Source organism: Brevibacillus daliensis, assembly GCF_021245735.1.
In the GTDB taxonomy this organism is placed as follows: domain Bacteria; phylum Bacillota; class Bacilli; order Brevibacillales; family Brevibacillaceae; genus Brevibacillus_B; species Brevibacillus_B daliensis.
Window position 1 is genome coordinate 1 of sequence record NZ_JAJISB010000048.1, and the last position, 13832, is coordinate 13832.

A 13832-nucleotide genomic window follows, 5' to 3' on the forward strand; every position below is an offset into this window, starting at 1 on the left:
ATAAAACAGATAACACTCAGACTTTGATAAGTCTTGAGTGTTTTTTTATGTTCAAATTTGACGAAAAAATGAAATGTGAGAATGTAACAAGTCTTTTTTCTTATGAAAGAGAGTCGTTCATTCCTAATACAGGTAAATAACAAGATATGGGTGTGTGAAAACAGTCAAATCACCAACAAACTGTTTAATTTGAGGGGTAAAAAGAAATAATAGCAGGGAGAATAATTTTTACTACGAGGTGATCCGTGTGATTTCCAATGAATCGATAGTCCAACTGAGAGAGCATATACAACGTGAGGGGAGCAAAATTGTTACGGTAGTATTGGCGGACAGGCAGATTGCTGGAGAAATCGAAGAAGTAACAGCTAATGGAATCGTCATGACAGACGGACGTACATACAATTACGAAGATATTAAGGAAATTAATGGATGAAAGTCGGTACCTGTGCAAGTACGAAATGATAAGACAGGGGAAATACATCCCCTGTTTATGAAATTTACGTGCTTTTCTATTGGTTTGTTGGGAAAAAGTGTCTCATTGCGTCTGGTAGTACACCTTGCCAAAATCCCCACGTATGACCACCGTGTGCTTCCTGATAGGAAAGGGACACGGTTCTTTCCTCCAGGACCTTTTTCATACGACGGTTGTAGGAAAGGAAATCGTATGTACCAATATGTGTTTCAACATCGGTTTCTTCCAGACCAACAATCATCCACATTTCTAACCATGACAAATCTTGACGGCTAGTAGCTTCCTCGATAGACGCGTCAAAGAATGCGCCTGAAAAGGAAATAACTTTGGAAAACAAATCAGGGCGGTCCAGAGCTAAATGAAATGAGACTGTACTACTAAGTGAATCCCCGCAGAGAATACGATTTTCTTTATCAGTGCGGACTGGATATTTATTTTCTATAAATGGGACCAGATCTTCTATGAAGAATTTTTTATAATCCTTATTACGACTGCCTGTTGCTGAGTATTCACTTGTTCGTTTGCCGAGATCGTTAGAGACTCCCACAATGATCATTGGCTCCATGCTTTCGTCGAGAATCAGTCGGTTCGCTGTTGTTGCTATTCGCATCATCGTGAAAAATTCATTTCCATCTTGGCAATAAATAACAGGGTACGAGACCATTTCATTGTAACCGGGTGGAAGATATACTTTGATTCTTCGAGGTGACTCCAGGTACTGGCTTTCTAGTAGTTCTTTGTTAATCGTTCGTTTGAGATAGTCTGACATCCTGTTAATAATCCCTCCACTAAAAAGATAGTTTTAAAACTTTTATGTTAGGTATTGCAAAAAAGTGATACAGCACGTATAGTTAATGATAACAGCGATCAACAAAACCTTGTTATAACTATAATATAACACATTAAACAGAAGGTTAAACTGAATTATAACAGTTTGTGTGTTTCTATTATCTGTTAGCTAACAGGTTCTAAATCTTAGAATATTTTTCTATTACAACACTTTTAATGAGGTGAGTATAATGACTGTTTCACTTGCTGCTGAGCATATTGGTCAAAACGAGCCATTACAAATTTTGGCTCTAGATGGAACTGTAGTTAACCCAGAAATGATGCCTAAATTATCCGATGATGAACTAAAAGAAGTAATGCGTAGAATGGTATTTACTCGTGTGTGGGACCAACGTGCAATTAGTTTGCAACGTCAAGGACGTCTTGGTTTCGTTGCTCCTGTATCAGGACAAGAGGCTACTATGGTCGGTTCAGAATTTGCTCTATCTAAAGAAGATTTCATTTTACCAAGTTATCGTGACCTACCTCAAATGGTATGGCATGGTCTTCCCATGTATCAAGCTTTCCTATGGTCCCGTGGACATATTGAAGGTGGACGCATTCCAGAAAACGTTAATGTATTGATGCCACAAATTATCATTGCTGCTCAATGTACACAAGCTACTGGTGTTGCAATGGGTTACAAGCTTCGTGGTGAAAAGCGTGTAGCAATCAACTACTTCGGTGATGGTGCAACGTCTCAAGGTGATTTCTACGAAGCAATGAACTATGCAGGTGTTTACAACTTGCCAGTTATTTTCTTCAACCAAAACAATGGTTATGCGATTTCCCTGCCGTTTGCTAAACAAACGAAATCAGAGAACATCGCTGTCAAATCTGTTGCAGCTGGTATTTCCAGTGCACGTGTTGATGGTATGGATGTACTTGCAGTAATCAAGGCAACACAAGTTGCTAGAGAGCGCGGTATTGAAGGTAAAGGTGCAACTCTGATCGAAGCGCTTACATATCGCTACGGTCCTCACTCCATGTCTGGTGACGATCCAACTCGCTACCGTACAGGTGAAGAGCAAACAGAATGGGAACAAAGAGATCCATTGATTCGTTTCCGTAAATTCATGGAAGCAAAAGGTCTATGGAACGAACAAGAAGAAGAAAAAGTAATTGAAGAAGCAAAAGAACATGTTGCTGAACATATCAAAAAAGCGGATGAGACAGCAAAAATGAAAGTAACTGATCTTATCGATGTAATGTTTGATACTTTGCCTCCATATCTGGAAGAGCAAAAAGCTGAATATCTGGCAAAGGAGTCGAAATAAGTCATGGCAAATTTGACAATGATCCAAGCCATAAATGATGCAATGCGCGTTGAATTAGCTCGCGATCCGAAAGTATTGGTTTTCGGTGAAGACGTAGGTAATAACGGCGGTGTATTCCGTGCAACAGAAAACCTGCAAAAAGAATTCGGTGAAGATCGCGTTTTCGATACACCACTAGCTGAATCCGGTTTTGGCGGTATGGCAGTTGGTCTTGGAATTAACGGTTTCCGACCAGTCGTAGAAATTCAATTCTTCGGCTTCGTATTTGAAACAATTGACGCACTAGTTACTCAAGCTGCTCGTATGCGTTACCGTTCCGGTGGTCGCTATACTAGCCCAATCGTTTTCCGTTCACCATTTGGTGGCGGTGTTAAAACACCAGAATTGCACTCTGACTCCTTAGAGGGCCTTATGATCCAATCTCCAGGGGTTAAAGTAGTTATTCCTTCTAACCCTTATGATGCAAAAGGTCTGTTAATCTCTGCAATCCGTGATAACGATCCAGTTATCTTCTTGGAGCACATGAAACTATATCGTTCTTTCCGTCAAGAAGTACCGGAAGGCGAATACACCATTCCACTAGGAAAAGCAAACATTGTAAAAGAGGGTTCTCACGTAACCATTATAACTTACGGAGCTATGGTTCAAACTAGCTTGAAAGCTGCTGAAGAGCTGGAGAAAAACGGTGTGAAAGCAGAAGTAATTGACTTGCGTACCTTGAGTCCACTTGATATGGATACAATCCTTGCATCTGTTAAGAAAACGAATCGTGCTATCATCGTTCAAGAAGCACAACGTACGGGTGGAGTAGCGGCGGAATTGATCGCTCAAATCACAGAAAAAGCAATTTTACATCTAGAAGCGCCTGTTCTTCGTGTAGCACCTCCAGATACAATATTCCCGTTTGCACAAGCAGAAGATGTATGGCTGCCTGATACTAAAGCAGTTATCGAAGGTGTAAACAACGTATTGGAGTTCTAAGATTTGAAAGTAATTATGGCGGAAAGGAGCACTTTCCGCCATCTTTCTCGATAATGATAGGAGGGAATGTAAAGTGGCACGATATGAATTTTTACTGCCTGAGACCGGTGAGGGAATTCACGAAGGTGAAATTGCTAAGTGGCATATTGCAGTAGGAGATACAGTAGAAGAAGATCAAGTAATCCTAGAAGTTCAAAACGATAAATCAATGGTAGAACTACCTTCACCTGTAGCAGGTAAAGTAGTTGAAATTAAAGTGAGTGAAGGAACACTCTCCGTTGTAGGCGATGTACTTGCTGTATTTGAGGTAGAGGGAGCATTGCCAGAAGGCGCTACTCCAGCAGCTAGTCATGCGGAACCACCTGCGAAAGAAGAAGCTCCTGCAGCTCCTGCTAAGGAAGAAGCAAAAGCACCTGCTGCTGTGCAACCTACAGGTGAACCTATTGAACGTAAGCAAATTCTTGCTACGCCATCAGTACGTAAATACGCTCGTGAAAAGGGAGCAGATCTTGCTTACGTACAAGGAACTGGTGGTAAAGTAGGACGCATTACAAAAGCGGATGTAGATCAGTATCTGGCTGGTGGCGCTACACAAACTTCAGCAGCTCCTGCGCAAGTGGAAGCAACAGAAGCAGCACCACAAAAAGCAGCGGCAGCTACACCAACTGCTCACTACGCAGCTCAAGCTTTTGAACTAGAAGAACGCGTACCGATGAAAGGTATCCGTAAAGCAATTTCTAAAGCAATGGTCAAATCCAAGTACACAGCTCCACATGTTACATTGTTCGATGAAGTAGATGTAACAGCGTTGGTAGAACTGCGTAAAGAAGGAAAACCACTTGCAGAAGCACAAGGCATTAAGCTTACGTATCTGCCATTCATCGCAAAAGCAGTTGTAGCTGGACTGAAAAAATTCCCAATGCTTAATGCTTCTATTGATGATGAAAAAGAAGAAATCATCTACAAAAAATACTATAACCTTGGTATCGCAACATCTACTGATGATGGCTTGTTAGTACCGGTTGTAAAAGCAGCTGATCGCAAATCCATTTTCGAAATCTCTGCTGAGATCAACGAATTGGCAGCAAAAGCTCGTGATCGCAAAGCATCTGCTGATGAAATGAAAGGTTCTACTTTCAGCATCACCAATATCGGTTCTGCTGGCGGTATGTTCTTTACACCAGTTATCAATCACCCTGAAGTTGCAATCCTGGGTGTTGGTCGCATCGAGCAAAAACCTGTTGTGAAAAATGGTGAAATCGTAGTAGCACACGTGCTGTCGCTTTCTCTAAGCTTTGACCACCGTCTGATTGATGGTGATCCTGCACAACGTTTCATGAATTACCTGAAGAAGCTTCTTGAGAACCCAACATTATTGGTCATGGAGGGATAATACATCATGGTAGTAGGAGAATTCGTAGAAGAAATTGACGTAGTAGTCATTGGGGCAGGTCCAGGTGGATACACAGCAGCGATCCGTGCAGCTCAAATGGGTAAACAAGTTCTGGTTGTAGAACGTGAAAACGTGGGTGGTGTCTGCCTAAACGTTGGTTGTATCCCATCTAAAGCGTTGATCCATGCAGCACATGTGTATGAAAATGCACAACATGGCGCTGAAATGGGTATCACAATGGAAAACGTAAAAATTGATTTTAATAAAGTACAAGAGTGGAAAAACGGCGTAGTAAGCAAGTTGACTGGCGGTATCTCTCAATTGTTCAAGGGAAACAAGATCCAAACCGTTCAAGGGGAAGCATTCTTCTTGAGTGAAAATGAGATCAGTGTTTACAACGAAAATGAGTCCCACAAATATAAATTTAACAACGCAATTATTGCAACAGGCTCACGTCCAGTGGAACTGCCTGCCTTCAAATTTAGCAAGCGTGTCCTTTCTTCTACAGGCGTTCTAGCTTTGGATGAACTTCCAAAACGTATGGTAGTTATTGGTGGCGGATATATCGGGGTTGAGCTAGGTACGGTTCTAGCTAAATTCGGTACAGAGCTTGTTATCCTTGAAGGTGCAGACCAAATCCTGCCGGGCTTTGAAGCTGATATGGTTCGTTTGGTTGAACGTGGATTGAAGAATAATAATGTGAAAATCCACACCAAATCAGTAGCAAAAGGCGTTGAAGAAACAGAAACAGGCGTAATTGTTAAAGCTGAGGTAAAAGGTGAAGAAGCTTCCTTCGAAGCTGATTACGTACTAGTTACTGTAGGACGTAAACCTAACACAAATGATATTGGTCTTGAATCAGTCGGTATCAAGATGAACGAACGCGGTTTGATCGAAGTTGACAAACAAGGTCGTACAAGTATTTCTCACATCTTCGCGATCGGTGACATCGTTCCAGGTCTTGCTCTAGCGCATAAAGCTTCTTATGAAGGAAAAGTTGCTGCTGAAGTAATTGCGGGACACAATGCAGAAATAGACTACAAATGTATTCCATCTGTTGTCTTCTCTAGCCCTGAAATGTCTAGCGTAGGATTGTCTGAAAAAGAAGCAAAAGCACAAGGATATGATGTAGTAGTAGGTCGCTTCCCATATGCAGCAAATGGTCGCGCGTTGTCAGTAAATGCTGGTGAAGGTTTTGCCAGAGTAATTGCTGAGAAAGAATCAGGAATAGTTCTAGGTGCGCAGTTTGTTGGGGAAGATGCATCTAACATCATTTCTGAGGTTGCCCTAGCTATTGAAATGGGAGCTACGCTTGAAGATATCGAGCTTACCATCCATGCTCACCCTACATTAGGTGAAGTGACATTAGAAGCTGCAGAAATGGCTCTAGGTCGTCCTATCCACGTAGTTGTTAAATAAGTAAAAGATGTAAAAAGGTTGTCGGGACATTGGTCCGGCAACCTTTTCTTTTTTTATCTACACATGGGTGTGATTCCCTCTATTGGTGGTATTACTTAGAAGGATGTCGAAACAACAAGGAAGGAAAAGAGACCACCAGGCTGTTTGTGTGATGCAAAGAAAAACAAAATAAGGGCTGTCGTAGATACCAACTAATATAAAACCGTAATCTAAGAACGGAATCTTGATGGGCAACAGGGGTGTATAAAGATGGAAGTAGAAGTGTCTCGTTCTCCCCATTCGTTTTACAGTCAGGGACCAGGGCATGAAGAAAATGGCTAACGTTATCAGAGGATTGGCTCAAATAATTTCGTAATTGTTCCTTCATTGTCATGAGAACCGGATACTGATTATTCCAAGCTGACCAGAAAACAAGACGCATATATGAACTCATGAACAACAAAAACCGATTGAAAAGATGCTCGGGATCAAAAAGATAATCTTCCTCCAGCGAGCAAAAAATGCCAGGTCTTCTATCCGTATAGTGAATGAATGCTCTATTACATGATGAGATAAACAAATCGAGATCGATTTGGTAAAGATATTCAAACTGATCTTCCCATTCCAGCACGCCATCTGAATAGTTTGGTAAAAACAGATCAGGTATCCCATCAGAAAATAACGGAGAAAAATATAGGAATTCCTGATATAATTCCTCTTGTTTTACCATCTGTAAAAGCTCCGTCTGACACGCTTGGTGCAGATGATGGACAAATTGTTGCGTTAACAGATGCAGGCCACCTGCTAGCTCTAACATCGGGGAAATCGATAACTCCATATTGTTCGGGGTTAGATCCTTCATTTGAATTGTAATCATAATCATCCTCCTTACGCATCTGCATTCATCATAAGCAAAGTGGGAGGGACAATATTACTCCTGCTATTGTACAGTTTATCCTGCGTCGGAATTACAATGAAAATCGACGTACACATCGTTCAAAGTCCGGTAGAAAGGCTGTTGAGAGATATCAGCAGTCTTTTTTTCGTTGCGATCATGAATTTTCTAAAGGAAACACCTCATCTTTGATATAAACGATAGGCATATGTTGGGATAGAGTCATTATATTTCATGGGAAAATATAGGAGTAACAATCCTTGTTAAATAACAAAAAATTCAAAATAATAATTATAGGAAAAAGATACAGGAGGATTATGAAATGCCGACCGTACATGACGAAGAAATACGTTACGAGCTAACGGATAAAGAACTGTTCTTTCTAGCGGAAATGGTGAAGCAAAGAAAGATTGCCGGCTTTGCTGACCCTCTGCGCGGTTACCTGGTAGTATTGAAAATGCTAGAGCAATTAAGAAAAGTATCTCTACCAATCAATCGCACCGAAGAGTCTTCCAGGAAGGAATGCTCATGCCAAAAATGTCTACCGCTTCCATCCTTTCAATTAAATCAACCTTCTCAAAACGATTCAAGAAAGGATCTTGTTAAACCAAGAATCACTAACATTGAGTTGGTAATACAAGAAGAGAAAACCTCATCAAATATTCAAATCAGTATGTTTGATATATTAGAGCAATCTTTTACTATTGATGTAAGTAAGAATAGAGAGGAACGAATAAAAATCCAAAAAACAGGTCAGTTAGTATTTGAGTTATTTTGACAACTGACTACTAGGGTGATTCTTATGATCCAAGGCCATAGAAACAAGTTAGCATCAGAATCTAGTAATCGTATAGATGACTAGTGGTGGGTACAGCTATTTATCTATTGGCTATGTTAAATAACATTGTTGATTTTAAAAAATAAAAGCAGAAATTTAATTATAAGTGTCTGCTTTTTACTAATTCGACTAACATACTTGTTCAATAAACAATCAATTAAAACCAGTATAGGAACTCCTTACACCTTCTGCCTCACATCGCAATTTATAAAAATACTGGATAATTTCCTTTTCGTCTAGTATTGATTCTTTCATTCCTTGTAAAGTTCTCTTTCCCACTCTTCTATCTATCAAAGATAGAATTTTTATAACCATATCATCTGATTTCAATGCCTTTTCTACTGGTAAATTAAAATATTCTTCAACTGCATCGAAAAAGTCATACTGTGCAAAAATCCCTTCTGCTTTAATCATTTCATGAGCATGTTTCCCTATCTCATAGTTTTGATTTCTATTAGAGACATCGTATTCAATATTTTGAGTATGTTTTATTTCCCATTCTTTTCTGTACATTTCTATATTAGAAGTTAACGTACACATATTTAGGATTTCCTTTTTATCAACAGTAATAAAAGCTCTTCCTCTTTGGTCATGAGCCTTTCGGTAATTCGTGACATGGAACTGTACTCTATTTTTCAGAGAGTCACAAATAAAACGATCTAACTTTTTCTTTACTTTACTCCACTGTAGATTACGCAAGTTTTTATCCTCCTTTATACACTTCTAAACAAAAGTAAATTTCATCTGCTATTCTAATTTGCTTGTTAATTGAATTTAATGTTTCTTATCTACATTATTGAATATTTGTTTGCTTCAATCAAATATCAACAGAGTTATTTAACATAGCCTAACAATTAAAATAGACGATTATATGAAAAAAAAGATAGAATCACACTTGAAAAGGAATTCACTAAATCCGGGGGATGCAGAGAGTGTTATTACATCGCATTATTGAAAAATTCGAAACTGCTACCGATGAAATGCAAATAGAGTTCACTGATGAAAATGAAACTCCGAGCTTTGAAGACTTGGAACTGATAGAATTGGATCGCAGAATGGTAAGAAAAGTTCGTACCAATGCCTCTCGCTAAAAATATACGTACATTAGCCATGTTTAGAAGGGGGGAATATGAAAAGGTAATTCTACTACTTAAAGAGCTGGTAAAGGAAGCCACAGATAACCAACGAGTACACAGAGTCAACCGATTATAAGAAGCATTGATAGCAGGTAACGATATGTCTTCTCTAAAAGAAATCTTAGATCAAGAAGATAGAAATACGTTCATTAGCAAATACACTCCATATAAATATGCGGAGCAAGGTAAGTACTATAAATATACCGAGCTAGGTAATTATTTTAAGTATAAAGCTAAGTATCTTGTTGCTAACGATCAATTTGAGGAAGGAATTAATGCTTGTTTCAAAGCAATGAATTACTTTGCTGAAATTAATTCTGCAAATGGGATAATAGAAATTTCAGATGATATATTTCTTGAATACGATCCTAATTTACCGATGATGGGTCGTGGTACTCCTGGTTGTTTTCCGGACCGATAGCCTCTTGCACTCAACCGTTTGCAAAAAAATAAGAAGAGAACCGAACCTTTTTCCGATAGAGAGACAATATAGTGTGTAAGCTGCTTACTCAGGAGGGCCCTCTGAATGCAAAATGAAGATATGTACCAATTACTCATAAAAATGAAAGATGGTGATCAACAGGCGTTTCATACGATGTATGATGCCACCTATCAGGACATCTACCGGACAGTCTCCTTTCTGGTGGATCATCAGCAGGATCGGGAAGATGTCATGAATGAGATCTATATGCAAATGTGGACCTCACTTGCTAACTACAATACGAACCGTCCTTTTCACTTCTGGCTACACGGCTTGGTAATCCGTCAAGTGCAGAGATTTCGGGTCAAGAGCTGGAGGAGATTCCGAATTTTTGAACGCATCCGTGCCTTCTCTCGGGAAGAGTCTTATTGGGATCAACATACTGCGTTGATGGATGGGACGAACCAAATGATATCGCAGTCAATACGAAAACTGACCGACAAACAGCGGCCAGTGATTATCTTCCGCTTTTTTCACGACTATACTCTTGAGGAAATTGCGACTTTGCTCGATATTCCGCTGGGTACAGTCAAGTCCAGATATCATGCTGGCCTCCAGGCGCTTCGAAAAAACTTATGGAATCTCCCCCCGGAAAGGATGGAAGAGATCAATGACTATTGAACGCAAAATCCGTGAACATCTGCACAAAGAGGCAGAAACTATGGAGTGCCATCCGGCCATTTCCAAACGAATAGAACAATCCTATTCTCAATATTTGCAACAAAAAAGGAGCAAAATAACCATGAAAAAACGATTAATTGGTGGAATAGTTGTTGCTGCGATTTTGATTCCAACCGCAGCATTTGCGGGCCCTGCCCTGATTGAAATGCTTTCTAGAACACCAATGACTGCTGAACAGGTCAAGGTGGATGAGGTTGGCAAAGCAACACTTGAGAAGCTGTATAGCGCATTTCCAGAAACTAAATCGTTTGAGATAATCGATGCAAGCTACCTTGGAGACCCCACTAATTCAACCAATATGAAAACGATCCAACAAAGCATCGTGCTGCAGGAAAAAGGAGGAACCGGCAAAAAGTTTACCATTCATACAAACGGTATTACGGGTGAGATTGAAGACCTGACTCAAGAGAATTGGGAGCCTAAGGAGAAGCCACTCATTACTTTAACCAATCAGGAAATCAGGGCGAAGGTAGATTATCTCATTGATAAAATGTATGGCAACATCGAAGAGTACGAGGTTGCTATGGAGCAAATGGAGAACCCAAATCAAAAAACATTTATCTTGAATTACACCAAAAAGGGAACAGAAGGAGAGGGCTACCAAGTATTTGTTCATGGTAATACAATTAGTCTTTCTCCGTTAGATCCTACACCTGTAAACATTAAAGTAGAAGGTTTATTCTCTTTAAATGGTAAGCCTGATTATACTGCTGATAACTTTTTAAACGATGAAAAACTGTTTTCTTTACTAAAAATTAGCCCGACAGAATTAAAACAAGAATTAGCAAAAGGTAAATCTGTTGTGGAGATTGCAGCATCTAGAAATGTCTCTAAACAACAAGTGATTGATGTGATTGCAAAAACACAGGTTGAAAGCCAATTTAAAGCTGAACAAAATGGAGTAACTATCAGCGATCGTTTAATGGAACAAATGTTAAAAGAAGTTGAACCAAAAGTATTAAAAGTCATTGAACATAAAACAGAAACTGAATGGTAGAAATAACAAGTCAAGGTGGATGAGGTTGGCAAATCAACACTTGAGAAGCTGTATAGCGCATTTCCCGAAACAAACTCGTTTGAGATTATCGATGCAAGCAACGTTCAAAGTGATGTATCCGTTGATTTATCAGAAATAGCGAGGATGTACGCGTCTTATCGAGATTGGTAAAAAGTAATAAGAGGCCGGTATCCTTAGCGTACAGGAAACCGGCCATTTTTAGATCAAACGGGGCTTAGCGTACAAAATATGCGGTTATCTTAACCAGTCATAATGGATGACTTTACAGTATTAAATGTAAAATTATCCATTTTTTGTTTCTTTAAAGTCTATTTAACCACACTAATTTTTATAGTATTTATAGTAAATAAAGAAAGGAGGAAAATTATCTAAGATTAAGAGATTGAACGCTTTCTAAATTGAATAAAAGAATAAATTTCAACAGGAGTGATAATTATGAGAGTTATTACCCTTCTTACAAAAGAAGCAAAGACAAGATACATGTTAGTAACGGTCAATCTCTTTTCATTTAAAACTATTCTTTGGATTCTTAGAACAAATTAACAGGGATTATCGTGATATTGGAATAGATGAAATGGCTGAATTCATGCGATGGTTACAAAACCCACATCAAGACGTAAAGGTGACCCCTATATTCCCTAAACAGCCAATTAGAAAAGCTAAGACGGTAAATATCATCATTAATACAGTTCTCGGATTTTATGACTATCTAATGAGGCATCAAGACTACAGTATTATCAAAACGAAAGCTAAAATCAACTTTAATCAGGTTGCCATTGAATCCGGTGTTTCTAAGGCATTCCTTTATAACAATCAAGAAATAAGAAGTCGAGTAGAAGGATTACGAAAGCAACAAGAAGGGTTAAATTCACCACAAACCATAAAACAAAATATGACGGATGCCAGTAAAGATTCGCTTATCGCAGCTAAGAATAACCGAATAGAAAAACTTGAAGAAGAAAATAAACGTCTAAAGGATGAATTATTGAAATTACGTGGTATGATCTACGATAAATTTTGAAACTTTTTATTGTGTTAGTGAAATAAGAGATATAATTAGCATAGCTGTACTCGTAGACAAATGATAAAGGAGAAATCCCATCTTATGTTTGGTTTCTTAAATAGAGCAAAATTAAAAAAAGACGATTTAAAAGGCATTGCAAAATTAATGTATCAGGATGTTTCGAATGATTCCTGGGATAAAGAGAACCTTACTAAAAGAAATTTAGACTTCACTATTGAAAGCATTCATTATATTGATATGTATACAAAAAGATTAATGAATACAGAGTTTGGTATTGAACTTTTAAATAAGCATTTTGATAATTTAGTGACTCGTATAGGTGCATATATTGGTGAGGTTATCAAAAATAATATTAGACAAGACTTTTACTGGTATGAGTCTGATTCTGTATACAATTATTCTCCCAATTTTGATGGAGCGTATATTAATACCAAACCACAAAGTGTTCTTTATTCTAAAAAGAGAGATATAGTGATATTACCTTTGAATGTGGTATCGCAATTTTTGAAAGGGAACTCCCCATACAGTAATTTTCTTACTTATGTAGAAGAAACGATTGAGCAAAATTCTTTATAATATTGCTTTATTTTTTCATTGAAATAATTTAAAAATGTCACTCAACTAACGGATGCATTACTTGAGCAAGACATCAAAAAATGATCATACCTTTGTAAACTAATACTTACATTGAATACATGTAAATGATGTGAGAACCATTGATATTACAATAGTTCTCACATCGAAGTTAAGATAAGCGAAATTTGTTGGCGGTACCCCTAGAAACAGAGGTTAAGAGAAATATACGATAATACACAGGATAGTAAGAGTACTTTAAATATCTGATTCTAAGATATCCATCCTATTCAATTCTTGTAACGAAGTTGTTGTCATTTATGAACCTAAGTTGTTGTCATTCGGCATTCATTTTATCGGTTTAGAATAAAGTTTGATTAATTTAATACTCCTTATTCCACTAACGCACCTGTTTGTTCAATAAGGATTACTCATTTGAGTTTTTATTGTTAACTTTCCAATCATCGTATTCTCCCCAAGCTATATATGCTATACCTATTAATAAAGCTAAAAGACTAAACGTGCTTAAAGTATTCCCAACATAACTTAACATTGCATCATATAACGAGTTATCCCAACTAACAACACCCGAACCAAAGATTGAAGCACTAATATATTTTGCCGATATTAAAAAGGCTGATATTGCTATAAAAGCAACTCCAGTTCCCCGTTTATTCATTGCAAACCCCTCCGTTCCTTAAAAAAATATTTTACCACAAAATCCCATTTTTTAATTAAACTATTCTGCTCCGTTAGTGAAATAAGAAATCCTAGCTCACAGGATTTCTTATCAAACTTTTGGATCTGAGTCAATATCTTGGACACAAAAAAGTTAAG

General features: G+C 38.2%; 16 protein-coding genes. 12 read left to right on the plus strand and 4 right to left on the minus strand.

From position 1 onward, the window contains the following. Positions 1-247: 247 nt before the first annotated feature. Positions 248-433 (plus strand): hypothetical protein, encoded by a 186-nt coding sequence (locus tag LM917_RS23065; RefSeq protein ID WP_232700059.1) that lies wholly within the window; start codon positions 248-250, stop codon positions 431-433. A 76-nt stretch (positions 434-509) separates the two neighbouring features. Here LM917_RS23065 and LM917_RS23070 read toward each other — a convergent pair whose 3' ends face one another. After that, positions 510-1241: an alpha/beta hydrolase gene (locus tag LM917_RS23070; protein ID WP_232700060.1), complete on the minus strand. Its 732-nt coding sequence runs from the start codon at positions 1239-1241 to the stop codon at positions 510-512. A 250-nt stretch (positions 1242-1491) separates the two neighbouring features. Here LM917_RS23070 and pdhA point away from each other — a divergent pair, with 250 nt between their 5' ends. From pdhA to lpdA, 4 genes are all read left to right on the plus strand, one after another. After that, positions 1492-2577: a pyruvate dehydrogenase (acetyl-transferring) E1 component subunit alpha gene (gene pdhA / locus LM917_RS23075; RefSeq protein ID WP_232700061.1), complete on the plus strand. Its 1086-nt coding sequence runs from the start codon at positions 1492-1494 to the stop codon at positions 2575-2577. Positions 2578-2580: 3 nt separating this feature from the next. Next, positions 2581-3558: an alpha-ketoacid dehydrogenase subunit beta gene (locus LM917_RS23080; protein WP_232700062.1), complete on the plus strand. Its 978-nt coding sequence runs from the start codon at positions 2581-2583 to the stop codon at positions 3556-3558. A 73-nt stretch (positions 3559-3631) separates the two neighbouring features. Continuing rightward, positions 3632-4951 (plus strand): dihydrolipoamide acetyltransferase family protein, encoded by a 1320-nt coding sequence (locus tag LM917_RS23085; RefSeq protein WP_232700063.1) that lies wholly within the window; start codon positions 3632-3634, stop codon positions 4949-4951. A gap of 6 nt (positions 4952-4957) precedes the next feature. Continuing rightward, entirely contained in the window at positions 4958-6370 is a 1413-nt protein-coding gene (gene lpdA / locus LM917_RS23090) for a dihydrolipoyl dehydrogenase (protein WP_232700064.1), read from the plus strand. Between the two features lie 91 nt (positions 6371-6461). Here lpdA and LM917_RS23095 read toward each other — a convergent pair whose 3' ends face one another. Continuing rightward, the gene (locus tag LM917_RS23095; protein ID WP_232700065.1) at positions 6462-7226 is read right to left on the minus strand and encodes a DUF5937 family protein; all 765 of its coding nucleotides are present in this window, start codon (positions 7224-7226) and stop codon (positions 6462-6464) included. Positions 7227-7566: 340 nt separating this feature from the next. Between LM917_RS23095 and LM917_RS23100 the strand changes: the two genes are divergently transcribed. Next, positions 7567-8022: a hypothetical protein gene (locus LM917_RS23100; protein ID WP_232700066.1), complete on the plus strand. Its 456-nt coding sequence runs from the start codon at positions 7567-7569 to the stop codon at positions 8020-8022. Between the two features lie 213 nt (positions 8023-8235). Here the strand turns inward: LM917_RS23100 and LM917_RS23105 are convergent, their stop codons facing one another. After that, positions 8236-8781 (minus strand): SF0329 family protein, encoded by a 546-nt coding sequence (locus LM917_RS23105; protein ID WP_232700067.1) that lies wholly within the window; start codon positions 8779-8781, stop codon positions 8236-8238. A 233-nt stretch (positions 8782-9014) separates the two neighbouring features. Between LM917_RS23105 and LM917_RS23110 the strand changes: the two genes are divergently transcribed. The 6 genes from LM917_RS23110 (at position 9015) to LM917_RS23135 (ending at position 12998) form a co-directional block, all read left to right on the plus strand. After that, entirely contained in the window at positions 9015-9173 is a 159-nt protein-coding gene (locus LM917_RS23110) for a hypothetical protein (RefSeq protein WP_232700068.1), read from the plus strand. A gap of 145 nt (positions 9174-9318) precedes the next feature. Next, complete coding sequence (locus LM917_RS23115) at positions 9319-9639, plus strand: hypothetical protein (protein WP_232700069.1); 321 nt, start codon at positions 9319-9321, stop codon at positions 9637-9639. A 105-nt stretch (positions 9640-9744) separates the two neighbouring features. Next, on the plus strand, positions 9745-10320 hold the full coding sequence (locus tag LM917_RS23120; protein ID WP_232700070.1) for a sigma-70 family RNA polymerase sigma factor: 576 nt from the start codon (positions 9745-9747) through the stop codon (positions 10318-10320). Positions 10321-10441: 121 nt separating this feature from the next. Then, complete coding sequence (locus LM917_RS23125) at positions 10442-11377, plus strand: hypothetical protein (RefSeq protein ID WP_373688823.1); 936 nt, start codon at positions 10442-10444, stop codon at positions 11375-11377. Positions 11378-11972: 595 nt separating this feature from the next. After that, positions 11973-12419 carry a DUF6262 family protein gene (locus tag LM917_RS23130; RefSeq protein WP_232700072.1) on the plus strand — a complete coding sequence of 149 codons (447 nt, stop codon included), beginning with the start codon at positions 11973-11975 and terminating at the stop codon, positions 12417-12419. An 84-nt stretch (positions 12420-12503) separates the two neighbouring features. After that, entirely contained in the window at positions 12504-12998 is a 495-nt protein-coding gene (locus tag LM917_RS23135; RefSeq protein WP_232700073.1) for a hypothetical protein, read from the plus strand. Between the two features lie 424 nt (positions 12999-13422). Here LM917_RS23135 and LM917_RS23140 read toward each other — a convergent pair whose 3' ends face one another. Continuing rightward, entirely contained in the window at positions 13423-13674 is a 252-nt protein-coding gene (locus tag LM917_RS23140; protein ID WP_232700074.1) for a hypothetical protein, read from the minus strand. Between the last annotated feature and the right edge of the window lie 158 nt (positions 13675-13832).